Annotated in this window: 22 protein-coding genes and 6 tRNA genes; 19 read left to right on the top strand and 9 right to left on the bottom strand. The window is 42.2% G+C overall.

The features are described 5' to 3' along the window. Nucleotides 1–20: 20 nt before the first annotated feature. The 6 genes from WCX87_RS07530 to WCX87_RS07505 all read left to right on the top strand — a co-directional run bounded on the left by WCX87_RS07530 (nt 21) and on the right by WCX87_RS07505 (nt 5,909). Entirely contained in the window at nt 21–992 is a 972-nt protein-coding gene (locus WCX87_RS07530) for an iron-sulfur cluster assembly scaffold protein (protein WP_345978935.1), read from the top strand. 1 nt (nt 993) lies between these two features. Continuing rightward, entirely contained in the window at nt 994–2,106 is a 1,113-nt protein-coding gene (locus WCX87_RS07525; RefSeq protein ID WP_345978933.1) for an aldo/keto reductase, read from the top strand. Beyond that, nucleotides 2,106–3,767, top strand: a complete 1,662-nt coding sequence (locus WCX87_RS07520) for an FAD-dependent oxidoreductase (RefSeq protein WP_345978931.1) — start codon at nt 2,106–2,108, stop codon at nt 3,765–3,767. The genes WCX87_RS07525 and WCX87_RS07520 overlap by 1 nt, the downstream gene beginning before the upstream one ends. 3 nt (nt 3,768–3,770) lie before the next feature. After that, nucleotides 3,771–3,992: a putative nitrogen fixation protein NifT gene (gene nifT, locus WCX87_RS07515; RefSeq protein WP_345978929.1), complete on the top strand. Its 222-nt coding sequence runs from the start codon at nt 3,771–3,773 to the stop codon at nt 3,990–3,992. Nucleotides 3,993–4,346: 354 nt separating this feature from the next. Further along, nucleotides 4,347–4,928 (top strand): hypothetical protein, encoded by a 582-nt coding sequence (locus tag WCX87_RS07510; protein WP_345978928.1) that lies wholly within the window; start codon nt 4,347–4,349, stop codon nt 4,926–4,928. Nucleotides 4,929–5,003: 75 nt separating this feature from the next. Continuing rightward, on the top strand, nt 5,004–5,909 hold the full coding sequence (locus WCX87_RS07505) for a hypothetical protein (RefSeq protein ID WP_345978926.1): 906 nt from the start codon (nt 5,004–5,006) through the stop codon (nt 5,907–5,909). Nucleotides 5,910–5,970: 61 nt separating this feature from the next. On the opposite strand, the gene WCX87_RS07500 is transcribed toward WCX87_RS07505, so the two are convergent. Next, nucleotides 5,971–7,608, bottom strand: a complete 1,638-nt coding sequence (locus tag WCX87_RS07500) for a sigma 54-interacting transcriptional regulator (protein WP_345978925.1) — start codon at nt 7,606–7,608, stop codon at nt 5,971–5,973. Between the two features lie 154 nt (nt 7,609–7,762). On the opposite strand from WCX87_RS07500, the gene WCX87_RS07495 reads away from it, so the two are divergent. From WCX87_RS07495 to WCX87_RS07460, 8 genes are read left to right on the top strand one after another with little or no spacing between them, the layout of a single operon-like run. Then, nucleotides 7,763–8,311, top strand: coding sequence for a redoxin family protein (locus tag WCX87_RS07495; protein ID WP_345978923.1), 549 nt, complete (start codon nt 7,763–7,765; stop codon nt 8,309–8,311). Between the two features lie 3 nt (nt 8,312–8,314). Then, nucleotides 8,315–9,532 (top strand): nitroreductase family protein, encoded by a 1,218-nt coding sequence (locus tag WCX87_RS07490; protein ID WP_345978922.1) that lies wholly within the window; start codon nt 8,315–8,317, stop codon nt 9,530–9,532. Between the two features lie 26 nt (nt 9,533–9,558). Further along, nucleotides 9,559–9,861: a hypothetical protein gene (locus WCX87_RS07485; protein ID WP_345978920.1), complete on the top strand. Its 303-nt coding sequence runs from the start codon at nt 9,559–9,561 to the stop codon at nt 9,859–9,861. A 52-nt stretch (nt 9,862–9,913) separates the two neighbouring features. Then, entirely contained in the window at nt 9,914–11,143 is a 1,230-nt protein-coding gene (locus WCX87_RS07480) for an FprA family A-type flavoprotein (RefSeq protein ID WP_345978918.1), read from the top strand. Further along, nucleotides 11,140–11,469: a nitrogen fixation protein NifQ gene (locus tag WCX87_RS07475; RefSeq protein WP_345978916.1), complete on the top strand. Its 330-nt coding sequence runs from the start codon at nt 11,140–11,142 to the stop codon at nt 11,467–11,469. Before WCX87_RS07480 ends, WCX87_RS07475 begins: the two co-directional genes overlap by 4 nt. Further along, nucleotides 11,466–12,476, top strand: coding sequence for a MoxR family ATPase (locus WCX87_RS07470; RefSeq protein WP_345978915.1), 1,011 nt, complete (start codon nt 11,466–11,468; stop codon nt 12,474–12,476). The genes WCX87_RS07475 and WCX87_RS07470 overlap by 4 nt, the downstream gene beginning before the upstream one ends. After that, nucleotides 12,457–13,614, top strand: a complete 1,158-nt coding sequence (locus tag WCX87_RS07465) for a VWA-like domain-containing protein (protein WP_345978913.1) — start codon at nt 12,457–12,459, stop codon at nt 13,612–13,614. Before WCX87_RS07470 ends, WCX87_RS07465 begins: the two co-directional genes overlap by 20 nt. Before the next feature lie 8 nt (nt 13,615–13,622). Next, entirely contained in the window at nt 13,623–14,324 is a 702-nt protein-coding gene (locus WCX87_RS07460) for a hypothetical protein (protein ID WP_345978912.1), read from the top strand. A gap of 27 nt (nt 14,325–14,351) precedes the next feature. Here WCX87_RS07460 and WCX87_RS07455 read toward each other — a convergent pair whose 3' ends face one another. Continuing rightward, nucleotides 14,352–16,286 carry a methyl-accepting chemotaxis protein gene (locus tag WCX87_RS07455; protein ID WP_345978911.1) on the bottom strand — a complete coding sequence of 645 codons (1,935 nt, stop codon included), beginning with the start codon at nt 16,284–16,286 and terminating at the stop codon, nt 14,352–14,354. Between the two features lie 291 nt (nt 16,287–16,577). On the opposite strand from WCX87_RS07455, the gene WCX87_RS07450 reads away from it, so the two are divergent. The 4 genes from WCX87_RS07450 (at nt 16,578) to WCX87_RS07435 (ending at nt 19,362) form a co-directional block, all read left to right on the top strand. After that, complete coding sequence (locus WCX87_RS07450; RefSeq protein WP_345978909.1) at nt 16,578–16,820, top strand: hypothetical protein; 243 nt, start codon at nt 16,578–16,580, stop codon at nt 16,818–16,820. After that, nucleotides 16,817–17,230: an ArsC/Spx/MgsR family protein gene (locus WCX87_RS07445; protein WP_345978907.1), complete on the top strand. Its 414-nt coding sequence runs from the start codon at nt 16,817–16,819 to the stop codon at nt 17,228–17,230. Before WCX87_RS07450 ends, WCX87_RS07445 begins: the two co-directional genes overlap by 4 nt. Nucleotides 17,231–17,316: 86 nt before the next feature. Next, nucleotides 17,317–18,603 (top strand): nodulation protein NfeD, encoded by a 1,287-nt coding sequence (locus tag WCX87_RS07440; protein WP_345978905.1) that lies wholly within the window; start codon nt 17,317–17,319, stop codon nt 18,601–18,603. A gap of 3 nt (nt 18,604–18,606) precedes the next feature. After that, nucleotides 18,607–19,362, top strand: coding sequence for a slipin family protein (locus WCX87_RS07435; protein WP_345978903.1), 756 nt, complete (start codon nt 18,607–18,609; stop codon nt 19,360–19,362). 50 nt (nt 19,363–19,412) lie between these two features. Here the strand turns inward: WCX87_RS07435 and WCX87_RS07430 are convergent. The 7 genes from WCX87_RS07430 to WCX87_RS07400 all read right to left on the bottom strand — a co-directional run bounded on the left by WCX87_RS07430 (nt 19,413) and on the right by WCX87_RS07400 (nt 21,139). Then, nucleotides 19,413–19,489, bottom strand: a tRNA-Asp gene (locus tag WCX87_RS07430). A gap of 13 nt (nt 19,490–19,502) precedes the next feature. Further along, nucleotides 19,503–19,578: transfer RNA gene (locus WCX87_RS07425), tRNA-Val, on the bottom strand. A gap of 31 nt (nt 19,579–19,609) precedes the next feature. After that, a tRNA-Glu gene (locus tag WCX87_RS07420) sits at nt 19,610–19,685 on the bottom strand. 29 nt (nt 19,686–19,714) lie between these two features. Beyond that, nucleotides 19,715–19,790, bottom strand: a tRNA-Val gene (locus WCX87_RS07415). Nucleotides 19,791–19,805: 15 nt separating this feature from the next. Further along, nucleotides 19,806–19,882, bottom strand: a tRNA-Asp gene (locus WCX87_RS07410). Nucleotides 19,883–19,898: 16 nt separating this feature from the next. After that, nucleotides 19,899–19,974, bottom strand: a tRNA-Lys gene (locus WCX87_RS07405). 70 nt (nt 19,975–20,044) lie between these two features. Continuing rightward, nucleotides 20,045–21,139: a CinA family protein gene (locus tag WCX87_RS07400; RefSeq protein WP_345978901.1), complete on the bottom strand. Its 1,095-nt coding sequence runs from the start codon at nt 21,137–21,139 to the stop codon at nt 20,045–20,047. Between the two features lie 105 nt (nt 21,140–21,244). Between WCX87_RS07400 and ileS the strand changes: the two genes are divergently transcribed. After that, nucleotides 21,245–24,004, top strand: a complete 2,760-nt coding sequence (gene ileS / locus WCX87_RS07395; RefSeq protein ID WP_345978899.1) for an isoleucine--tRNA ligase — start codon at nt 21,245–21,247, stop codon at nt 24,002–24,004. Nucleotides 24,005–24,194: the final 190 nt, after the last annotated feature.

Below are 24,194 nucleotides of genomic sequence, written 5' to 3'. Positions count from 1 at the left end.
ATGATTTACAAGGAGAAGTAATGGCTAGAGATGACTTAATTGGCGGGGCATTATGGGAAGAGTACTCAACTGAAGTACAACGCCGTATGAACGATCCGATAAATATGGGTGAGATTACTGAAGCAGAAGCGGGTGAAGATCAATTAGTTATTGCTGATTTTGGAGCTGAGAGCTGTGGTGATGCTGTAAGACTTTACTGGTTGATCGATCCAAAAACAGATACGATAAAAAATAGTAAATTTAAAAGTTTTGGTTGTGGTACTGCGATAGCTTCATCAGATATGATGGCAGAACTATGTATGAATAAAACAGTAGATGATGCACTTAAAATAACAAATATAGATGTTGAAAAAGCTTTACGTGACGATCCGGATATTCCTGCAGTTCCGGGACAGAAGATGCACTGTTCTGTTATGGCGTACGATGTTATCAAAAAAGCGGCTTCTATCTATAAAAACGTAGATATGGAAAGCTTTGAGACTGAGTTTATCATCTGTGAATGTGCTCGTGTTTCTCAAGACACTTTAAAACAAGTTATCAAATTAAATAAACTTACATCTATAGAAGAGATCACAGACTATACAAAAGCGGGTGGTTTTTGTAAGTCTTGTATCAAACCGGGCGGTCACGAAGCAAAAGATGTCTATCTTGTAAACATCTTAGAAGAGGTGATGAGTGAACTTGAAGCTGAAGATAAATCTCGTAAGATCATCGAAGCAAAAGGTGACGGTACATTTGAGTCTATGGGTCTTGTTCAAAAGATCAAATCTGTCGAAGCGATCCTGGAAGAGTATATCCGTCCTACGTTAAAAGCTGACGGCGGTAATGTCGAGCTTATCGACATCAAAGAGGAAGACGGAGTATTTAACGTACTTATCAAATATCAAGGTGAGTGTATGAGCTGTTCAATGAATACGACTACGACTCTAGCGGGTATTGAGGATATGCTCAAGTTCAAACTCAAAGCAAATATTAAAGTCATAGTTACTTAAGATGCAATACGCAACAAAAGAGGGTACTTTTTCATACCTAAAACAATATCCGAAGTATAGTAAAGATTTTTACAGTTTCAACGGAGATTTTTTTATATCTTCGCTTGGTCTGGGAACGTTTAGAAAAGAGCCGTACCGTGAGGAGAACTATGTAGTAAGCTACAAGGACTCTGTCAAGATGGCTGTTTTAAACGGTATAAATCATATAGATACGGCTATTAACTATAGGTATCAGACGAGTGAACGTGAGATCGGTGAAGCGCTTAAAGAGCTTTTTGCCGACGGCAAAGCCTCAAGAGAGCAGTTAGTCATCACTTCCAAAGCTGGATTTTTACCGCTTGATTTCCCTTTTCCGGAAAATCCATATACATGGATAGAGGAAGAGGTAGTCGATAAAGGTCTGGCTACACAAGATGAGATCATTATAGATCAGCACTGTATGTCACCGAAATATTTGAGATGGAGTGTAGAAAAATCACTTGAAAACCTTGGATTGGAGACCTTAGATATCTTATACCTTCACAACCCCGAGACACAGCTGGGTTACATCGATTATGAGACTTTCTTAAAAAGAGTCGAGGATGCGTTCGTGTTGTTCGAAGAGTTGGTGAAAGAGGGCAAGATAAGAGCTTACGGCATCGCTGCATGGAACGGTTTCTTGTATGAAGATACGCATAAAGAGTACATCAGTCTTATAGATATCGTAAATATTGCGCAAAAGGTAGGCGGAAAAGAACACCATTTCAAATATATCCAATCACCTTATAATCTGGCAAAATCCGAGGCATACAGTTTTACAAATCAAAAAGGGCCTGACGGTCGTTACTATACTCTTATGCAGGCAGTGGGTGGATTCGGGTTGCAGCTTATTGCATCATCGTCTTTGCTGCAGTTAAACCTCTTTAAGTCAAAATTCGCACCGAAGATCGGCGAGGCTTTAGGGACGTCGGAGTTTAACGATGTGCTCAGCGCATTACAGTTCGCACGCAGCGGAAATGTCGTGAGTGCACTTTTTGGAGCGGTCGATCCGCAGCATGTGGAAGACAATCTTACACTGGCATACTTGCCAAGGGCTGAAAACGAGCAGATCAAAACGTTACTGGGGAGTAGTTAATGCTATATGATGTCATAGTAGTAGGAAGCGGGATCTCGGGACTATTCGCCGCTCTATATGCAAAAAGAGCGGGATGCAGTGTCGTAGTGATCACCAAGAGTAATCCTTTCCGTTCGAACTCTGCTGTCGCATCAGGCGGTATAAATGCCGTTATCAACTTAAATGAACAAGACTCCATCTACAAGCATATAAAAGATACTGTAAACGGATCTGACGGTCTTGCAAACGAGATCAATATCAATGATATGTGTAAAGAAGCACCAAACATCATCTCAGAACTCTCAGAGATGGGTGTAAAGTTCGATTCTGATGAATCGGGCAATATAAAACAGCGTCCTTTCGGCGGAGCAAGTGCGAACAGGACATGTTACATCGCTGACAGAACAGGAAGCGCGATAGTCCAAAACCTGCTTATGCAGTGCCGTAAAGAGGGCGTAGAGATACTCAGCAATCATCAGCTTTTAAGTATCACGAAGTTTGACGGCAAGCTTTCAGGCATTACGCTTTTGCACCGTGCAGATTCGCATGTAACGGCGTTTGCATGTAAATCACTGGTACTTGCCGGCGGAGGATTTGCAGGGATATACAGAGGACACTCTACAAATCCTCAAGAGAGTTCAGGCGATGTCATAGCTGCGGCTTTACAGGCGGGAATGAAACTTTCAAATCTGGAGTTCGTACAGTTTCATCCGACGACTCTGAAAAACGGTGCACTGATAAGCGAAGCGGCCCGCGGCGAGGGTGCGTATATCGTAGATGAGGCCGGAAAGCGCTTTACAGATGAACTACAGACCAGAGATAAGCTTTCACGCGCAATTTTGGAGCATATACAGGAGGGACATAAAGTCTATCTTGACTTTAGACATCTCTCCGCTGAGACGATCGAGACAAAACTGCCGTCAACTCAGAAGATGGCGCTTAACAGTGCAGGTATAGACATCAAGACCGAGCTTTTAGAGATAGCACCATCGGCTCACTATACTATAGGCGGCATCTGGACAAGAGGAGATACATCGACTGACGTCCCGGGTGTCTATGCATGTGGTGAATGTGCAGCGACAGGAGTTCATGGAGCGAACAGACTTGGCGGAAACTCTTTACTTGAAGGTGCATATTTTGGTCGTATAGCCGGGATAGAAGCAGCACGCAGAGCAAAAAGACAGGATTTCCTGCCTATAGACTTTTCTCAGGTCAACAAAGAGTATAGACGTGTAAACCTGATACTTGAGGGTGAGAGCCATTTCAACATCAATGCGATGAGAAAAAATCTGGGAGAATCACTGTTTAAAAATGTAGGCGTCTACCGTAATGAAGGATCACTGATAGATGCTTTTGAGTATGTCCACTATCTTATGAAACATCAGTACGGTCTGCATTGTGTCAACAAAGAGAGACACAATAATGTAGAACTTTCTTCGATCTTAGAGTTTAGAAACGCACTTTATATTGCAGAGGCGATGATACTTTCTGCAATGAAAAGAGAGGAGAGTAGAGGTGTCCACTATCGTACCGATTTTCCGGATCGGGATGATAAGCATTATGGTGTATCTTCATACATTAGGAATTTAGGAGATGGATTTTTAAAGATCTCCTTTGAAAACGATATGATAAGTAACATTTTTTACAAGATCAAAAGTTACTTTAAAAAACTAAAAGGATAAACAATGGCAAAAGTTATGTTGAGAGAAAACGATGAGGGAAAAGTTCTTTTCTACGTTGCAAAGAAAGATATGGAAGAGATCATAGAGACTTTAGAGTTTGACACTGATGAAAAATGGGGCGGCGAAGTAAACCTTACTAACGGTGACGTATGGTTCATCGAGCCTGAAGCAAAAAAACTTCCTAACGAAGTAAATGCGAAAATCATCAGCCGTGGTGACGACTAAAATATATAAGAAGAACCCTTTTAAGGGTCTTTTCTGTTAGCGTAATATCTTTTCTTTTCATAGTCTTATATCTTCATCATAAACTTCAAAAAAAATAATGACAGTCTTTACATGTAAGAGTTTCTTCTTCCAATTAAACGACAAAATGTTCAAATAACGGTAAAAATATTTTTAAATGTATATTGATATTCTAAGGGTTTGAATGGATTTGATAAAAAAAGAGTCAAAATATTGCACTTTGCAATGATTTATTCATTTAAATAAACAGATTTTGTGTCAATTAATTTTGAATTATCGGGTTGTTTTATATATAATGTTCGTTGAATAAATAGTTATGTATAAGGAATAGTAAACATGGATAAAGGTTTAGCAACATTTATTGGGGCAATTATTGGAGCAGGAATTGCAATATATGTTGCACATAGAAACTCTAAACAACAAATTGGATTGTTAAAAGAACAATTAGATTATCAACGTGAACTTTTTGAAAAAGAACAAAAAGAGAAATATAGATTATTAGAAATTGAATATAAACAAAACTATAACAACCAAAAGCTTAAGCACTTAGAGGAAGTGTATCATTTACTATCAAAAATTAAGTCTAAGTGTTCATCTACAACAAGCTATATATCAACAGTATCAAAGGACTTAAAAAGTTTTAATAAACTTTACACAGAAGAAATTGTAAACTATATTAATAAAATACAAATGAGTGTTGGTCTATATTTTCCTGATTTACTTAATGATATAAATACAATTCACAGTCAAGCAAATCTTTTTTGGGGAAACCAACAACAATATATGTCTCAAAATACAAGTGATGAAGCTAATCAACAAACTTTATCAAAAGTTTTTGAATCTATTAATCAAATATCATCTTTAGCAAGTAAAATGCAAAGTAATTTAAAAAGTGAATTTGACAAAATAAATACATAACAAAATATAGGAGCTAATAAGTTACCTAGTGGTCACTTATTAGCTCTATTTAAACGTTAGGCAATCAGGAAGTATATGAATAAATCTGAAGATGGAGTATGGAATTTGGCTTTCGTTGTTGGAGAGCTAAAAGAAGGCGAAACTGAGCCAAGCACAAGTATTAATATTCTTAAACCTATTTGCTATGAGTCTTTCAAGGCGGATCGATTGGCAATATTTGAGTATCACAATAGCCTAAGGTTAATAAAGAGCGTCCAGCTTAATATACAAGAATTCTTGCAGTCTGTAGTAAATTATGCGTCTGACTTCTTGGATTCAAAAGATATGAATGAAGAAAAATTTGACTTAATAAGTTTAAATTTTTCAAGACAATTACTGAACATTTTAAGTATGTTTCGCTCATTGCTAGATCATTCAGATTTTTCGTTATCAAGAGAATTTGGGAAGAACTCGGAACAGCTTGAAAAATGGAAATCTATACAATCTAAGCAATATGATTCTTTCTTTGAATATAGGCTATTCTATAAACTCAGGAACTACTGCCAGCATATAGGCGTGCCGCCAATGCAAATCGGATACACTGATAGTGCAGGTCAGGAAGGAATAAGTTTCCGGTTAGACCTTCAGCGAGATCAACTTTTGGAAGAGAGGTCCATCTGGAATAAACAGCTAATTCAAGACTTAGAATCTTCTCCTGAAAAAATTCCAGTTATAGACAGCCTTAATAATTGGTCTGAATGCTTTCGAACCATATCCAAAACATTACTCGAAATAAAGAAAGAGATGGCTACAGAAGCTGCTAAAAGAGTTTTATCTCATAGAAAAGAACACAATTTACCATCTAATGTTGGCCAGCTATGTGCAGTTTTTTTGCCCACTGTAAATAAGAAACCGGAACAGCTTAATTTAACTTTAAGCTGGATGCCTGAAGGTAAGGCAAATGAATTGTTGAATAATAACCCTTTCGAAAAAGTGGAATAAAATGCCTAAAACTACATTCCAGTGAATGAATCTCCACTCTTAAAAATACCGCCCGACCTCACTAGAGGTCGATCTCATACTTTTTGATCTTATAGCCGATCTGTCTTGCTGTCATCCCTAGCTGCGTAGCGGCTTTGGTCTGGATACCGCGGTTGTCTATGAGCGCTTGGAGAATTGCTTCTTTTTCAAGCTCCTGCAGGTTGACCTTAGTCACGGTGATCGGTTTGTTTACTTCTACCGGATGCTGTTCGACAGCTTTTTCTTCTTGAACGATTTGTGTCGGCGTTGTTGTTTGAGCTTCCGGCTGCATATACAGTTTTTGATAGTTAAACGGCAGTACATGGTTTAGCATCTCCGGCATGATCACACCCTCAGGACAGATAAGGACGATCCTCTCCATCGTGTTTTGTAGCTCACGGATATTCCCCGGCCATGGATAGTCAAGCAGGATCTCCAGCGCCTGTTTACTAAAGCTCATGTTCTTTCTGTGCTCTTTCATAAACTTGTGCAGATAGTGCTCTATAAGAAGTTTGACATCCTCATATCTCTCGCGTAGTGGCGGAAGGTTGACAGGGATGACATTCAGACGGTAGAAAAGGTCCTCTCTGAACTCTCCTTTTGCGACCATGCTTTCAAGGTCTCTGTTTGTCGCAGCGACAAGACGTACATTTGTCTTGATGGTCTTTGTCCCACCCACACGCTCGAACTCCTGCTCTTGAAGGATACGAAGCAGTTTTACCTGTAATGAAGGGGTGATATCACCTATCTCGTCAAGGAAAAGCGTACCGCCGTCGGCAAGTTCAAAACGACCTTTACGCATCTCTTTTGCATCTGTAAAGGCACCTTTTTCATGTCCGAAAAGTTCACTCTCTAAAAGTGTCTCGCTGATAGCAGCACAGTTGAGTTTGATGTACGGGCCGTTTTTTCTTTTACTGAGGTTATGCACCGCAGTCGCGATAAGCTCTTTACCCGTTCCGGTCTCACCGCGCACTAAGATGGTCGCATCCGATGGCGCGACAGTTTCAAGCAGGCTGAAGATATGCTGCATCTTTGTACTGTTACCGACGATGTTCTCAAATTTGTATTCGCTTAAAGCCTGCTCTTTATAGTATGTCTTTAGGTCAGTAAGGTTCTCTTTCTCCTGTACAAATCTTTTTTGGATCGCAAGTGTCCCGCAGAAGAGGGTACCGACGATCGTAAGCATTCTGACGATATCATCAAAACCAAGAACGGTAGATTTGTTTATATTTGCGGAGATGACACCAAAAAGAGCCTCGTCCTGCATGATAGGCACGGCAACGTAAGAGATCGACTTTGTATCTACGATACCCATTTTGTTTAGATAGTTTATATTATTGTGGATATTTTCGATAACAACAGGTTCTGCACTTTGAGCAGCAAGTCCCGTTGCTCCTTCTCCTAGTTTATAAGTGGCCATTTTACGTTGTTGTGCAGTGATGTCGATAGAAGAGTGAAGTTCTACAGAAGATCCGTCATCTGAGAGTAGAAAAAGGCTGCAGCGCTCCAGATAAGAGTTACGTTTTAAAAGGCGCATCCCTTTTTCAATACTTTCGTTGACATCGGTACTGCTTGATAACATAACTGCAATATCGTAAAGAATACTGATCTCATTGTATGCAAATGTAAGAGCACATGTCTGACACTCTTCGTTATTTGGTATATTTATTTGGTTATACATAATGTCCAACTATTTAAATGATTTACTAAAATTATATAGCTAAACTAAAGCAATTCTACAAAAATGTTGTATAAAAAATAACCATTTTGTTGTATAACGAATAGAATGCATATTGCATACATATTAGCAATATCATGAAAAAAATGAGGTAATTATGCAGATAACAGTCCACGGAACACCGACAGAATTGTCGGGAAGAGAACTATTTCTAGGGAAGGAAGCTCCCGCAGCACGTATAACAAAACTAGACAATACAAAGAACGTGATCGGTATGATAGCTCCAGATATCCAACTTCTTATCGCTATCCCTTCGCTTAAGACCGAAGTCTGTTCACTCGGTGCTAAAAAGTTCAATGAAATGGTCAAAGGGATTAAAAAACTTACGACCATCATGGTGACTACCGATGATCTGGAGTTTGTAAAAGGCTACCAAGCCAGCGAGTCTATAGACAGTGCCGAGCTTGTGATAGACGAAGAGCGTCAGTTTGCTAAAAAATATGGAGTACTCATCTCTGAGGGGAAACTAAAAGACCGTCTTGCACGTGCTGTTTTCGTCATAGACAGAGAGGGACAGATAGCTTATAAAGAGATCGTTCCCGAAGTAGTCGATGAAGTGAACTATGATGCGTGTATCGAAGCGATAACAAAACTTGCAAGCGAAAAGAAAAAAGGTCATACTCACGAAAACTGGATGTCTGTCTAAAATATGCTCGATGTGTATGAACAGACCTCTCTTACGCGAAAAAAAGTAGCTGCTTCCGGAGGCTATATCGACTGGCTCACGCAGCCTTCGACCTTTAAGCACTATCCGGAGTTTCTGTTTAACTACCCGTTTGGTGCTGCAGAAGCGCTTCATATACTTGAACTCTGTCGATGTGTCACTTCAAGAGAGCATATCGGTGCAAAACCCTACTACAAACTAAACACTCCCTCAGCGGGAAATCTCCATCCGCTTGAACTATATGCTCAGATCCGCGGTGTTAAAGGGATCATAAGCGGTATCTATCACATAGATGCAAGTGCGGATAAGATCGTTCTTATTCAGGAGATCGAAGCAGACGGGATAGAAACTGCCGTGGGTCTTTCGCACAAGTTTGATGGGATGATACTCATACAAAGCTGTGTACCGTTTCGTTCAGAGTGGAAATACGGCGAGAGAGCATATCGTTACTGCTATCTTGATGCAGGCCATCAGCTTGCATCCATACAAGCCGCCGCTACAATCTCAGACCAAGATATGACAATTTTGTCCGGTTTTGACGCGGATGTGTTAAACAAAGCTATGGGGTTTAAAGACGAAGAGTTTAGTTGTGCGGTCATCGCATTAGGGAGTGAGACTGAAAAAACAGTGAACCCCTTAGTCAAACCGCTTTTACATGTAGCACCTACGGACTACTGCGATACGAAGGGGAATCTGCCTGATCTGATGGAGAAGGAGGGACTTTTTACAAGCAGGCTTTTTCCGTTTATTACGAAAAAAGATGTTGTTTTAAAAAGACGTTCTGCCCGCAAGTTTGAGGGTACATATATGAGTGAGGATGATTTTGAACAGATTATGCAACACCTTAGTGAAGATGCAGATCCGCTTGAGTGTTACACTGTAGTCTTAAAAAAGTGCAGCCTTGAAGCGGGCGTATATCATAAGGGCAAGATCATAAAAGCGGGCAGTTTTACAGATGAACTGACAGCTCTGCTTGTCGATCAGCATTTTATAAAAAATGCGCAGATAGTAACCGTGATAACTTCTAAAGAGTTCAGTTCCGACTCACTGATGTGTGCAGGGGCATTCGCTCATAAGCTTTACCTTGAAACTGGGGATAAAGAGATAGGTTTTACGGGTATAGGCGCATTTTATGATGAAAAGATGCAGAAGTTCTTAGGGACAAAAGATCATATTATGTATGTATGTGCAGCGGGAAAATAAGAGAGGAAGAGACAGTGAATCCGAAAATGAAAAAATCAAAGAATGCAGAAGCCGAAAAAATTTTAAATATATACCGTTTTTTTCATAGAGACGGATCGCTTTATCTCATAGAAGATGAAGAGAGTCTGGATATGTTGTTTGATGCCGTCGTGGATGCCATAAACGACTGCGGTTCGTTTAAGATGATGCTCCCGTATATGGAGTTCGTGCACCCATGTAAGATGGTAAGAGAAGAAGACGCGGGATGGGTAGGACATTTTAAAGAGCGTGACAACCGCCGCTTTTTCCTAAGTGATATCCATGATTATCTTAAACTTATCTACGGTTAGGGTCAAAATAGAATAAAAAATGCAATAACTCTTGTGAAGTCAAGGATTATATATGATAAAGAGTATTGCTCAAGTTTCACCGAGTGTCCATTTTATAGGTGCATTTGACCCTAGAATCCGTACATTTGACATCATTATGAAGACTGCAAACGGCAGTTCATACAATAGTTATCTTGTTCGCGGCAGCGAGGGTGTATGTGTGATGGACACCGTGAAAAAAGAGTTCTCGGCAGACTTTTTCAAGCGTCTTGAACTGCTGTGTGAATATGATGAGATACGCTATATCGTATTGCATCACCTTGAACCTGACCACTCGGGAGCGTTAGAGGAGCTGATGACAAGAGCGCCTCAGGCAAAGCTCATCATCTCAGGACGTGCTGTGATGATGCTCAAAGGGATCATCAAGACGGATGTCCCTTTTGAAGTGGCAAATACGGGGAAAGTGATCTCTTTAGGAGACAAGACCATAGAGTTTTTAAGCACTCCGTTTCTGCACTGGCCCGATACGATGAGCTCATACCTGCATGAGGAGAAACTGCTCTTCAGCGGTGACGTCTTTGGAAGCCACTACTATGATGAGAGACTTTTTGACGATGAGGTCGGAGACTTTTCTTATGCGTTTAAGTACTACTACGACCACATCATGCGTCCTTTTAAACAGTATGTGCTTCAGGCTCTGGAGCTTTACGGGAAGTTTGACATCAAGCTTATCGCACCTCTGCACGGTCCCGTACTTAGGACCAATCCGCAGTTTTACATAGACAAGTATGCGGCGTGGAGCAGTGAGGCGAAGTTTAGAAAACACACGTTCGGCAACAAGATGCTTTCGGTCTTTTATATGTCGAGTTATGAGAACACGCATAAGATGGCGCAAAAGGTCACCGAAGGAGCAGACTCCGTCGAGGGTATCGTCGCAAGTATGTACGACCTTGCCTCGCTTGATGAGAACAACATGGTCGATCTGCTCGAAGAGTCGGACGCGGTGGTCATCGGTTCGCCGACCATAAACGGTGACGCTGTAAAACCCGCTTGGGACCTGCTTGCGTGTATGGCTTACCTTGAAAGCGGCGGAAAGGTCGGTGCATCGTTTGGTTCATACGGATGGACGGGCGAAGCACCCGAGATGCTGCACGACAGGATGAGGTGGCTGAAGTTCAGGCTTCCGGTAAAACCACTGAAGGTCAAGCTGATCCCGACAGAGGAAGAACTGCAAGCGTGTTTTGATTTCGGCATCGATATAGCTGAGATAACTATGGGAAAAATGGTGGAGATGGAGATATGACGGATTTGAAGATAATGGAAGAGGAAGTGTGCGCTCTTTTGCGCTCTTACGGTGTTAATGCTTTTGCACAAGGCGTACTGGCTCCATGGGTCGCTCATGAGTCACTGAAGATGAATCATATGTATCAGGATCTTGGATTTAAAAGCAGGACTGAGATGGCTAAGTTTATGAAGAAGAACTTTCCTGAGTTCGCGGCTAAAAAACCAAAAGACAAGCTCTGGAAAAAGTTCATCTATGACGAGATCGGGCGTATCGCTCCTGCATGTGCAAGCTGTGACGACCAGATGAACTGTTTTAAATGTATGGTAAGCGAGGTCAGCGCATGATAACACCTTCGATATCGACAACGGAACTTTATACGCATATTGAAACACTTTTAAATACCGATACACCGCTTTTTATCCATGGAAGCCCGGGAATCGGAAAGTCTTACATCGTTGCAGACGTGGCAAAAAAACATGACCTTGAACTCGTAGATATCCGTCTTTCTCAGATGGACCCGGTTGACTTGCGCGGCGTGCCTTCCATAAAGGATGATCAGACCGTTTGGATGCCGCCTGTGTTCTTTCCAAAAGATATGGACTCTGAGGGGATTTTGTTCCTTGATGAGCTTAACTCCGCACCGCCTTCGGTTCAAGCTGCTATCTATCAGCTCGTCCTTAACCGCAAGATGGGTGAGTATGAGTTGCCTCGTGGCTGGAGGATCGTATGTGCTGGGAACAGAGTAAGTGACAGAGGTGTCGTGTTCCGCCTGCCTTCACCGCTGGTCAACCGCATGGTTCACCTGCATGTCCAAGCGCGTTTTGATGACTTTAAACTCTTTGCCATCAAAGAAAAACTGCACCATTTCATCATAGGATTTTTAGGCTTTCGTCCTGATCTTCTTGCAACGGAACCGGTCATCGAAGATGATGCAAATCCTGCATTTGCGACGCCGAGAAGTTACCATATGCTCTCAAACATTCTAAAAGCGAATGAGAACATCAATGAGATAGCGTCCATCATCTACGGAACGATCGGGTACAGTTCGGGCATAGAGTTCACTTCATACGTCAAAGTCTATGAAGAGCTTCCTGATGTCGCAGCTATCTATGAAGGGAACTATCCGGAGGTAAAAAACCAGCCCGCACTGCTTTATGCACTTGTGTCGGCTTTGGTCGAGTACTATAAAAGTACAGATACTCATAAAGAACATCTGTTCGCGTTTAGCGAGACACTGCCGACAGAGTTTGGCGTAATGCTTATAAAAGATGTCATCGTAAAAGATGAATCCATAGCGATGCATAGCGCATTTGATAACTGGCTGGCAAAGTATGGCGAATATATCATCTGACCTTCTCACAAAACTGGAGAAGATCAGAGTACAGTTTCTTTTTGACCATCCCTTCCTAAGTGTACTCGCACTCTCTTTGCCGATGCACTTTCGTACAAATCCTCACGAAGCGTTTGAGACAAACGGCAGAGCGATCTTTATCGATCCAGTCCTCTGTGAAGCTATAGAAGATGAAAACCTCAAGTATATATATGCACATACGCTCTTACATGTAATACTCAAACACGCATTTAGAATGGGCGGACGTGACCACGGCATGTGGAACCGCAGCAGCGATATCGTCATAAACCTTTTGCTGAGTGACTTTGAAAGAGTAGGGCAGAGACCCGAGAATGAGGTTATGCTCGAGAAGTTTCGAGACAAAAGCGTTGAAGAGGTGTATAACATCCTTTATGAGGAACAAGAGGACGGCGAGGGCACACCCGATGATGAAAACCCAAAAGAGCAAAAACTTGACCTTATAGAGGAAGAGGGCGACACTGAGGCCGCTATGGAAGAGATAGATGCGCTCATCGTTCAAGCGATGGGCTCGGCGAAAAAGCAGGGCAACATCCCATCATCTTTTTTGGAAGTGATAAACGAGGTGATCCGTCCAAAGATAGACTTAGAGACACTTCTGCACACCTACATGAGCGAGAGTTTTTTCGATAAAGAGACGAACTTTTCGCATCCAAACCGCCGTTTCATTCATCAAAATCTCTACCTGCCCGGGTATAGAAGTGAGCGAAACCGTTTAAACCTTTACATAGCGCTTGACAGGTCTATGAGTATAAACAAAGAGGTGTTCTCAAAGTTTTTGGGCATCATAGATTCCGTTCTTCGTATGAGTACAGACTTTAAAGTCACCGTCATCCCTTTTGACGAGAGTGTGGATGAGCAAAAAGTCGTGACCTATGATGCGCAGGAGGCAAAACCGCCTGAACTCTCCTTTGAAAAGGGCAACGGCGGTACGCTGTTTACTCCCGTACTGGAGTATCTAAGAAAAGTCGCCGAGATGGAAGCGACTCTTATGGTACTTAGCGACGGTCTGTTTAAGATTGAACGTGCCCCAGAGATAAACACGCTCTTTCTTATCAGCCAGAAACAGAATATGAAAAGACTTGAAGCTTACGGCGATGTCTTTTACTTTGACCTTTAGAGACCAGCATGTATGAACTAAACTACAAAGATGAGATAGAAGCACTCCAAGACGATACAGACTTTGAGGCCAAGGGCGATGCGAAGTACCTTGAACATGAAGATGACGAAGCAAGACTTCAGTGGGCGTTTTACAGACCCTCCGGTTCTCATCCAAAACAGGTAAGCGACAAAAATGTCATGGTCGCCATCATGGCGTTTAACCACTCAAGACTTGGATCACTGGAACGTTTTAACCTGCTCAATCCACAAGTGATAGAAGATGAAAGACTGCGGGTGAAGATAAGAAATCGTAGCCGTATGCTTTTTCGTGCGATGATAGACGATGACTTTAACGAGCTGATCGCAGTCTTAGAAAAGTATCCCGTCTTTATGGACTTGGCGTATGACCAGATGATAAACGGACGTATCTGGAACGAGAGCTATGCAGATCCAGTTGCGGCGTCAAGATTTTTGGAAATAGTACAAGAGATAGTGGATGAGAAACTGCTTAGCGGTCTAAAAAGAAGATTACAGCCTGTAAAGTCGTTCAATATCGATGAGGCAAAGAACTACCTTGAGAGTCTATGTGTTCAGATGCAGGACTTAGACGGTATCATCAAGAGTCATTATGCCGAGGAGTTTGAACTGTGGATGAGTCGCCAGTCATTACATCCTCTTCAAAAGATCGTCTGGCAAAAACAGATAGATATGCTTAAAGATATCTCCTAAAAGAGAGGAGATATCTAAGTAAGACTTTTAAGTACGGAATGTTTCTAGTTTAGAGTGAAGGTCTTCTGTCATAGAGTTAAGATGATCAGCTGCAGAAGCGATCTCTTCTACGTTTCTGGCATTTTGTGAAGAGATACTGTTGATCTCGCTGATCTGAGAGACGATGAACTCGACATCTCCTCCAGTTTTTTCAAAGTCGGTCACTGTCTTATCGCTTGCACTGACAGCGGCTTGGACAATGTTTACACTGGTATTTATCTTTGTTTCCACGTCTGTCGAGACATCTGCAAGAGCTTGGACTTCAGCAGAGTTTGCATTCATCTGTCCGCTGACATCCATGATAGACTGGACGATAACATTGATCGTAGCATTGATCTCTACGAGTGATTTTTGTGTTCTCTCTGCAAGCTGGCGGACTTCATCTGCGACGACGGCAAATCCACGTCCGTGTTCACCTGCACGCGCTGCTTCGATAGCAGCATTAAGTGCAAGAAGATTTGTCTGATCCGCAATATCTGAAATCATTTCAAGAACATTTTTAACTGTACTCGCTTCTTTAGATAAAGTCTCCATTCTGCGGGCAAGTTCGACTTCAAGCTCTGCACTCTCTTGAACTCTTGAAGTAAGAGCGATAATATCTTCGCGGGCAGCATTGAGGTTATCGTTTGCTTCCAAGATATCTTTTTTACTGTTTTGAGCAGCAGCGATCGCTTCCATGATCTCTTGTTTTATGTCATTGGCTTTTTCTGTCGCTTCATTGATACCGCTGACGGATCTTTCGACATTTCTTCCGACGTCCAGTGCCGTTGTGGAAAGTTCATGTGAAATGGATGCATTTTCAGACGAACTTTGTTTTGAAGTCTGAATAAGGTCTCTTAGATTACGGATAAGAGTGTTAAAGCTTTGTGCCATTTCTGAAAGTTCCAGAGGTGCATTCTCATCTACTTTTATTGTTAGATCGCTGTTGTTTCCGATAGTTAAAAGTGTAGTCTTGAACTTTTCCAGAGGTGTCACGACACTTGCTTTTAATATAAATATAGTAAGTCCGATGATGATGAAAAGCGTAATAAGTGAGGCGATGATGATCGAGTTGCGTATCTTATTTGGTATGATCATCACTTCGGCTTCATCTATCTCAGATAAAATAGCCCAAGAAAAATCTTCTCCGACCTTTACAGTTGAAAATGCAGAAAGAACAGGATTTCCATTATAGTCTATGACTATTTTTGTATCGGTCTTGCCGGCTAATGCATCACGTGAAGCTTCAGTATCGACTGAGCCTGTCTCTGGATGTGCAAATGATGCCTGAAGAGAGTGACCTTTCGGGTCGAGAAAACTGTCACTTCTCATCTTTTTTTCTGGACCTACGAGATAATCCTCTTGCGTAGCTCCGTAACCTTTTCTGTAGTGCATCACGTCGTTTATTGCAGCGTCACTGATCTGAAAAGCTAGAACGGCTTTTACGACACCGTCTACTGTTACAGGTGTAGCTAAGAACATAGCAGGCGCGTTGTTGCTCGGTGCATAAGGTGCCATATCCGCAAAAGTAGGGCGTCCGTTCGCAAGTGCTTTTCTATAAGCCTGTGCAAGACCACTGTCTTTTAAAGAACCGTATAAAAGATTTGCTCCGTAGTCAGACTCTTTTGCTGCCGTGTACATCACTTGTCCGCTTTGTGCGGATATGACAAAGACATCGTAGTATCCGTAATCTTTTATATAGGACTGGAAAAAATTCTCATGCGGTACTGTTTTCTCTTTTGTAAGCTGGTTATGGATAGGAAAAGTATCTGTCGTACCTACTTCAAGTTCTTTTTGCACATATAAAAGATCGTCGATCAGTTTTTTAAGATCTTCAGAACGTGATAAAACTTGAATATCCCCCATTCTTTCATGAAAGAAACTTCCGATCTGATTCTTTTTCATGTCTCTGACAGTCGTTAATGCCGAATAACTTTGTGTCATCAAGGCATCTTTGCTTTTAGAAACAGATATTAGACTTATGATTAGTGCTAAAAGTACTAGTGATAGCGATACTAGTAACAATACTTGTACTTTAATTGATAGTTTGTTCACTGAACTAACCCCTTTTTTGTTTAAATGTCGCGTATTCTAGCCAAACAAGTATTACAAAAGTGTAACACTATGACCAAAAAAGAGCTAAAAAGAGAAAATCGAGTACAAAACTTGCACAGCATATATTGAAATGTATTATGTCGATTCGGCAAAACATATTAATCAATGCAAGGATATGTCATGACTGGTATGATAAAAAGTGTTATGAAAGCTATTTATAATCTTAGTGATGAAGATAACTACAACCTATATGATGCTGAAGATATCGCAGAGTATCTCGGTTTAAAACAGGAAGTCGTCGATAAAGTTATCGAGACTCTTTTAGATGCAGGGTGTCTGAGTGAATGTATGAATCTGCATGATGACGGGATCCAGACATATTGTCTGACGGACAAAGCTATTGATATGGTAGAGGTCGGATGAAACTTGTAATATTTTATGAAAAACCGGGGTGTGCGACGAACACCAAACAGAAAAAAAGCATCCGTGATGCAGGGTACTTTGTTATCGAACGCGATCTGCTAAACAATGAGATGGATAAAGAGATGCTCTATGAGTTCGTAAAAGACAAGCCCGTACACGAATGGTTTAATGTCAATGCACCGAAGATAAAAAGCAAAGAGATCAATCCGCTTAGTTTTAGTAAAGATGAAGCGTTAGAGCTTATCTTAAAAGAGCCGATTCTTATCAAAAGACCGCTTATGGTCATAGGTGATAACAAGATCTGCGGATTTGACAGCGAACGAATAGAAAAAATCTTAAATATAAAGTTTCAAACAAAGGTCTCAACGGAGTGTTCTTCTAAGCTTCACTTTTGCCCGACTTCCGCTTGACTTTGAGGAACTATCTTTGATAGTATAAGTAATTGTTATTGTTTCTATGATATGCTACTCAATACCTGATTGGAAGGTGCATAGTTATGAAAAGATTACTTTTACTATTATTCCTTACATTATCACCGCTTTTTGCTGCCTCTTCTATTGTCGTAGAGCTGGAGGTAAAAGGAGCGATCGGTCCTGCCAGCAGCGAATACCTTAAAGGCGGCATAGAAAAAGCCGTCAAAGAAGACGCGCAGATGATACTTGTCAAGCTTGACACTCCCGGAGGACTCTCGACCTCTATGCGGGAGATGATCCAAGATATCACGAACAGCCATATCCCCGTCATCATGTACGTATATCCAAAAGGTGCACGCGCAGCGAGTGCGGGAACTTACCTTATGTATGCGTCTAATGTTGCTGCTATGGCTCCGGGAACAAATATCGGGGCAGCCACGCCTATTAGTATGCTTCCGACACCTTCAGGCACGAAAGAGGTGCTCTCAACACCTGAGAGAAAAGCGATAAACGATGCCACTGCGTACATAAAAAGTCTCGCAGAACTGAGTGACAGAAACGTATCGTGGGCGCTTGATGCAGTCCTAAATGCAAAAAGCATCTCAGCTAAAGAGGCTCTTCGTATCGGTGTCATAGATATCGTCGCCGAAGATGTTCATGATCTGCTTGGCAAGCTTAACGGCAGAGTCGTAAAAGTCTCAAACAACAAAGTCGTCTTAGATACAAAAGGTGCGATCATACTTCGTTATGAACCTGATTGGAAGACGAAGTTCTTATATATGATCACAAATCCAAATATCGCATATATCCTCCTGCTTATAGCCGTGTACGGTATCTTCTTTGAGCTGATGAATCCGGGTGCCGTGCTTCCGGGAGTCATCGGAGTGATCTGCGGTATCGTTGCACTCTATGCTCTCAATATGATCCCGTTTAATTATGCGGGACTGCTGCTTATCATCTTAGGTATCAGTTTTATGATTATAGAGGTCTTTGTAGCGGGATTTGGAGTACTTGGCATCGGCGGTGTCATCGCTTTTGCCTTCGGTTCATTCCTGCTCTTTGACGCAGATACGCTTGGCAACAGTGTCTCAATCCCTCTGGTCATAGCTTTTAGTCTGGTAAGTCTTGCATTTTTCATTATGGTGATGAAACTGTTTATAACTTCAAGGGAAGCAAAAATAGTAAGCGGTGCCGAAGAGATGGTCGGCTCGATTGGAGAGGTCATGGACATATATGATGACGGTTATCATGTCATGTGTCACGGTGAGATATGGAATGCCCTCAGCCAAGAAAAACTTCATGAAGGACAGGAGGTCCAAGTCATAGGACTTCACGGCCTTACATTGAAAGTAAAATCAATACAGGAGTAAGTGATGTTTATCAATATACCGATCACCGGAGTCTACATAGTTATATTTGTCGTCGCGTTTTTAATGATGTCCGTGCGTGTCTTACGGGAATATCAACGCGGGGTCGTCTTTACGCTCGGCCGTTTTACGGGTATCAAGGGTCCGGGACTGATCATACTTATCCCTGTTATCCAGCAGATGGTCAAAGTCGATCTTCGTACCATAGTACTTGATGTCCCGACCCAAGACGTCATCTCGCATGACAATGTGTCCGTACATGTAAACGCCGTGGTCTATTTTCGCGTCATCGATCCTGAAAAAGCGATCATCCAAGTGGAGGACTTTCACGATGCGACAAGCCAGCTGGCACAGACTACTCTGCGTTCGGTTCTAGGCGGACATGAGCTCGATGAGATGCTTGCAGAGCGTGAGCGTTTGAACTCCGATATTCAGGAGATACTCGACAAGCGTACAGATGCATGGGGGATCAAGATATCAAACGTCGAGATCAAGCATATAGATCTGGATGAAAGTATGATACGCGCGATAGCAAAACAGGCAGAAGCGGAGCGTGAACGCCGTTCTAAAGTCATAAACTCAAAAGGTGAGCTTGAAGCCAGTGAGAACATACTCGCAGCAGCGCAGAAACTAAGCCAGAACGACCTTGGTATACAGCTTCGTTATCTTCAAACGATGAGCGATATCTCAAATGACAAGACAAATACGCTTGTATTTCCGTTTCCTGTAGATATAGGCGATATTTTTAAGAAAAAGCCGTAAAAAAATTGTATTTTGATTGTTTGAAATTGATGTTGTGAAGAAATTAAAGGTGGCGCAGCGGACGGGATTCGAACCCGCGACCCCCTGCGTGACAGGCAGGTATTCTAACCAGCTGAACTACCGCTGCAACCTATAAATGATGGTGGGCATTACAAGACTCGAACTTGTGACATCTACCTTGTAAGGGTAGCGCTCTACCAACTGAGCTAAACGCCCTCTTAAAAAAGAGAATATAAACACCATGTAATGGCGACCCCTAAAGGATTTGAACCTCTGTTCCTACCATGAAGTGATAGTGTCCTTGGCCACTAGACGAAAGGGTCACTTTCATAAACAAAAGGCTTATAAATAATGGTGGGCATTACAAGACTCGAACTTGTGACATCTACCTTGTAAGGGTAGCGCTCTACCAACTGAGCTAAACGCCCACTCAAGTTTTTAGATGGCGCAGCGGACGGGATTCGAACCCGCGACCCCCTGCGTGACAGGCAGGTATTCTAACCAGCTGAACTACCGCTGCAACCTAAAAATATAAATGGTGTCCCGTGATGGATTCGAACCATCGGCCACATCATTAAAAGTGACGTGCTCTACCAGCTGAGCTAACGAGACATGTTGTTCTCACCATGCTTGTGAGGGCGAAATTATATGTAAAATGCATTTTTTTGTCAAGAGTTTTTGGCTAATTTGTAAAAAAAAGTTTTTTATCGATTTCTAAGAGCATTTTAATAGCATATAAAGCGCTCTGTTCTTGTATATATCTTCTGTCACCGTAAAGAGAGAGTTTCTGTGTCTGCTCGTTATCTCTGCTTCTTACACTAATGTATACAGTCCCTACAGGTTTCTCTTCCGTACCGCCTGTTGGACCTGCTACACCGCTTATGGCGACAGCATAGTTGGCATAGCTGACGTTGAGTGCCCCGTCGCTCATCTCTCTTACTACCTGCTCGCTTACCGCTCCATGTTTTTCAAGCGTAGCGTGCTCGACTGCAAGCCAGTTCTCTTTTAATGCATTGGAGTAGGTCACTAAAGAACCGTCGAACATATTTGAAGCTCCGCTCTCTTTTGTGAACATATAGGCTAAAAGCCCTCCCGTACAGCTTTCGGAAAATGTGAGTTTTCTCTGTGCATAGTGCATCTTCTCTATGATGTATGCGGGGATGTTGGATGCCGCGATGATCTTAGTGCTGAGAAGCTGTTTGGTAGAGGAGATGAACTGCGTGATGTTTCCGTACTTTCTGCTTGTCACATCTATGCGCAGCCAGCCCTCTACGATGTCAGTAATATCGATCTTGACCTCATTTGTCTGCGCGATCGGGGAGATAAGCGCTTTTGCACTCTCTTTGTCCTCACCGAAAAGGTGTATGGTCGCACTTGAGTTCTCATCCTCTAAAAGCAGTCTTGGAAACTCTGTAAGTTCGTCTACATGTAAGACGTTGATAACGCTGTTATTGTAGTTTAAAAGATAGGTCTGGTCCTCAAAGACAGTACACTGTGAAGGAAGCAGCATGTTCTCTTTAAGTATCTGGTTGTCCGCAGTCACGGTACATAAAAGCTTACCGACGACGCTGAAGTTTTGTTTTGTCGTGATGATGAGTAGTTTTGTATCAACGGAAAGTTCACGTTCTAAGTGTAAAAACAGAGAGTTGTCATTTTCAAGATAAAAGGTCATAGAGTCTATATGAGATATCTTTTTATTTATCTCCCTGAGTATGTAATCTTTTAGATAAGTGTTATTTGAAAATTTACTACCGACAAACAAAACATTGAACTTCATTGAGAAAACCTTGATATCTAGATGATGGATTATACCATATCAGTATGTTTTAAACACATAAAAGGTATAATCCAACAATTTTAAAATATTGATAATGAGGTCTAAATGGACTATAAAGATACCCTTCTTTTACCTACAACAGAATTTCCGATGCGTGGTAATCTCCCACAAAACGAGCCTAAGAGGTATGAATCTTGGTACGCAAAAGATGTGTACACAAAGATGAAAAACAAACGTAAAGACAGAGAGTCTTTTACGCTGCACGATGGTCCTCCGTATGCAAACGGAAACATCCATATCGGTCACGCACTCAATAAAATATTAAAAGACATTATCGTAAAACAGAACTATTTTGCAGGAAAATCGGTGCGTTTGACTCCGGGCTGGGACTGTCATGGTCTGCCGATCGAGCAGCAAGTAGAGAAAAAACTCGGCGGTAAGCAGAAAAAAGAGCTTTTAGAGACTTCTGAGATCAGAAAACTTTGTCGTGACCACGCTGCAAAATTTGTTGACATCCAACGCGGTGAATTTAAACAGATGGGTATCATTGCAGACTGGGAAAATCCATACGTGACTATGGATTATAAGTTCGAGGCAAACATCTACAGAACTCTATGTGAAGTAGCGAACAAAGGTCTTCTCATCGAGCGTTCAAAACCTGTTTTTTGGAGCTGGGCTGAGAGAACTGCACTTGCAGAAGCTGAAGTAGAGTACCAAGACAAAGAGGACTACTCTATCTACATCGCATTCGAGTTAAGCGACGACGCAAAAGCAAAAGTGGGCATCAACGGCAAGGCAGCGTTCGTTATCTGGACGACGACTCCTTGGACCATCCCTTCAAACACGGGTATCTCACTAAACCCTGAAGAGAAGTATGCTCTCACGACTGACGGTTACATCGTGGCGGAAAAACTGCACGATGCACTAGTAAAAGCAGGCATACTAAAAGGCGAGATAGCTCAGACTTTCGATGCGACCGTGTTTGAAAACCTGAAAGCTGTCAACCCGCTAAACGGCAGAGACTCTCAACTCGTCCTTGGCGAGCACGTTCTTATGGACAATGGTACTGGAGCGGTTCACACTGCACCGGGTCACGGTGAGGATGACTACCGTGTAGGTCTAAAGTATGACCTTGAAGTCATCATGCCTGTCGATGAGACCGGATGTTACGACGAGACTGTAGTAGGACTGAAACTGATGCCTAACGCAGAAGAGTTCGTAGGCAAGCATATCTTCAAATCAAACGAAGCTATCATCGAGCTACTAGGGGAAAGCGTCTTACATGTAAGCCGTTTTGTGCACTCGTACCCGCACTGTTGGAGAAGCCATACTCCGCTTATCTATAGAGCGACTAAGCAGTGGTTCATCTCTGTGGATGAGACTCCAAAAGGTGAGAGCAAGACTCTACGCCAGATCGCTTCAGATGAAGTGGCAAAGACAGCTTTTTACCCTGAGACAGGACGTAACCGTCTAAACTCTATGGTAGCGAACCGTCCAGACTGGTGTATCTCTCGTCAGCGTGACTGGGGTGTGCCTATCGCGTTTTTCAGAGTGAAAGCTACCGGCGAAGTACTGCTGGATGAGAAAGTACTGAACTTCGTTGCGATGATATTTGAGATGCAGGGAAGTGACGTTTGGTACTCTATGGATATCGCTGAACTTCTTTACCCGGGAAGCGGCTACAAACCTGAAGAGCTTGAAAAAGTCACAGACATCCTGGATGTTTGGTTTGACAGCGGTTCGACTTGGAACGCGGTACTAAAATCTCGCAACTACGACGCGGGCGAATACCCTGCAGATATCTACCTTGAGGGTAGCGATCAGCACCGCGGATGGTTCCAGTCTTCACTTTTTCTAAGTGCGGCTGTACAACACAAAGCGCCTTATAAGACAGTTCTTACTCACGGTTTCACGGTCGATGCCAAAGGTGAGAAGATGAGTAAGTCTAAAGGCAACGTCGTAGCACCTGATAAAGTACTCAAAGAGTTCGGTTCTGAGATCCTTAGACTATGGGTCGCATCAAGCGACTACCAAGGGGACCTCAAAATCTCTGACGACATCTTAAAACAGATAGCGGAGAACTACCGTAAGCTTCGTAATACATTCCGTATTATGCTTGCAAACATCAACGACTTAGAGACGCTTGTAGATGTAAAAGATATGGGCGTTCTAGACAGATGGGTACTGGCAAAAGCAAGTAAAGTATTCGCAGACGTGATGAAGAACTTCAACGAGTACAACTTCGTCCAAGCGATGAGCCTGCTGAACAACTTTGTCGTAAACGACCTGAGCGGTATCTACATCGACATCACAAAAGACAGACTCTACTGTGATGCAAAAGACGATATGCACAGACGTTCATCTCAGAGTGCGTTAGCTATCATCGCTAAATCGCTTCTGACTATCATCGCGCCGATACTAACATATACGGCTGATGAGATCTTAGAAAACGCTCCTGCTGTCATAAAAGGCGACGCAGAGGACATTTTCGACCTTGAGTACGCACCTTTACATGTAGAAGCTTCTGAGTTCAACGAAGCATATATGCTAAAAGCAAGAGACGCATTCTTCGAGATCGTCGATGCGCTTAAAAAAGAGAAGAAGATAAAAAGCACACTAGAGGTCGAGATCTCTACTGGTTCAAACATCCTTCTTTCTATGAACGCGACAGAAGCTGAAGACTGGTTCGTCGTTTCAAGCGTAAACAACAACGACGTTGCAGATGAAGAGCTTGGTCACTTTACGGTAGATGGCGATGAGTTCGTAGTCGTAAAAGCGACAAGAGCAAAATGTCCAAGATGCTGGAAGTTCCAAGCGGCAAACGAAGAGTGTGTATGTGAGCGTTGTGCAAAGGTAGTAAAGTAAATGCTTGACTTTACTCAACCGGTTTCTATGAGCTTCATCATAGAGACTATAGGCGTCATCTTCGTCATCATAGGCATAGGCATAGCTCTTGTAAAACAAGGCAAAAAAGCAAAGCACTAAGCTTTGCTTCTTCATTAATTTCTTTTTTCACTCTAATTTCTCATTTTTTTTGTTTATCTATTTAGCTTTG

This window comes from Sulfurimonas sp. HSL3-2, assembly GCF_039645965.1.
In the GTDB taxonomy this organism is placed as follows: domain Bacteria; phylum Campylobacterota; class Campylobacteria; order Campylobacterales; family Sulfurimonadaceae; genus Hydrocurvibacter; species Hydrocurvibacter mobilis.
The sequence above is the reverse complement of the archived record's forward strand: the minus strand, read 5'-3'. Positions and strand labels throughout refer to the sequence as shown.

Coding starts and splice junctions, on each gene's coding strand:
- WCX87_RS07530 (WP_345978935.1), top strand. CDS start 21: ATGGCTAGAGATGACTTAATTGGCGGGGCATTATGGGAAGAGTACTCA.
- WCX87_RS07525 (WP_345978933.1), top strand. CDS start 994: ATGCAATACGCAACAAAAGAGGGTACTTTTTCATACCTAAAACAATAT.
- WCX87_RS07520 (WP_345978931.1), top strand. CDS start 2,106: ATGCTATATGATGTCATAGTAGTAGGAAGCGGGATCTCGGGACTATTC.
- nifT (WP_345978929.1), top strand. CDS start 3,771: ATGGCAAAAGTTATGTTGAGAGAAAACGATGAGGGAAAAGTTCTTTTC.
- WCX87_RS07510 (WP_345978928.1), top strand. CDS start 4,347: ATGGATAAAGGTTTAGCAACATTTATTGGGGCAATTATTGGAGCAGGA.
- WCX87_RS07505 (WP_345978926.1), top strand. CDS start 5,004: ATGAATAAATCTGAAGATGGAGTATGGAATTTGGCTTTCGTTGTTGGA.
- WCX87_RS07500 (WP_345978925.1), bottom strand. CDS start 7,608: ATGTATAACCAAATAAATATACCAAATAACGAAGAGTGTCAGACATGT.
- WCX87_RS07495 (WP_345978923.1), top strand. CDS start 7,763: ATGCAGATAACAGTCCACGGAACACCGACAGAATTGTCGGGAAGAGAA.
- WCX87_RS07490 (WP_345978922.1), top strand. CDS start 8,315: ATGCTCGATGTGTATGAACAGACCTCTCTTACGCGAAAAAAAGTAGCT.
- WCX87_RS07485 (WP_345978920.1), top strand. CDS start 9,559: ATGAAAAAATCAAAGAATGCAGAAGCCGAAAAAATTTTAAATATATAC.
- WCX87_RS07480 (WP_345978918.1), top strand. CDS start 9,914: ATGATAAAGAGTATTGCTCAAGTTTCACCGAGTGTCCATTTTATAGGT.
- WCX87_RS07475 (WP_345978916.1), top strand. CDS start 11,140: ATGACGGATTTGAAGATAATGGAAGAGGAAGTGTGCGCTCTTTTGCGC.
- WCX87_RS07470 (WP_345978915.1), top strand. CDS start 11,466: ATGATAACACCTTCGATATCGACAACGGAACTTTATACGCATATTGAA.
- WCX87_RS07465 (WP_345978913.1), top strand. CDS start 12,457: ATGGCGAATATATCATCTGACCTTCTCACAAAACTGGAGAAGATCAGA.
- WCX87_RS07460 (WP_345978912.1), top strand. CDS start 13,623: ATGTATGAACTAAACTACAAAGATGAGATAGAAGCACTCCAAGACGAT.
- WCX87_RS07455 (WP_345978911.1), bottom strand. CDS start 16,286: ATGACACAAAGTTATTCGGCATTAACGACTGTCAGAGACATGAAAAAG.
- WCX87_RS07450 (WP_345978909.1), top strand. CDS start 16,578: ATGACTGGTATGATAAAAAGTGTTATGAAAGCTATTTATAATCTTAGT.
- WCX87_RS07445 (WP_345978907.1), top strand. CDS start 16,817: ATGAAACTTGTAATATTTTATGAAAAACCGGGGTGTGCGACGAACACC.
- WCX87_RS07440 (WP_345978905.1), top strand. CDS start 17,317: ATGAAAAGATTACTTTTACTATTATTCCTTACATTATCACCGCTTTTT.
- WCX87_RS07435 (WP_345978903.1), top strand. CDS start 18,607: ATGTTTATCAATATACCGATCACCGGAGTCTACATAGTTATATTTGTC.
- WCX87_RS07400 (WP_345978901.1), bottom strand. CDS start 21,139: ATGAAGTTCAATGTTTTGTTTGTCGGTAGTAAATTTTCAAATAACACT.
- ileS (WP_345978899.1), top strand. CDS start 21,245: ATGGACTATAAAGATACCCTTCTTTTACCTACAACAGAATTTCCGATG.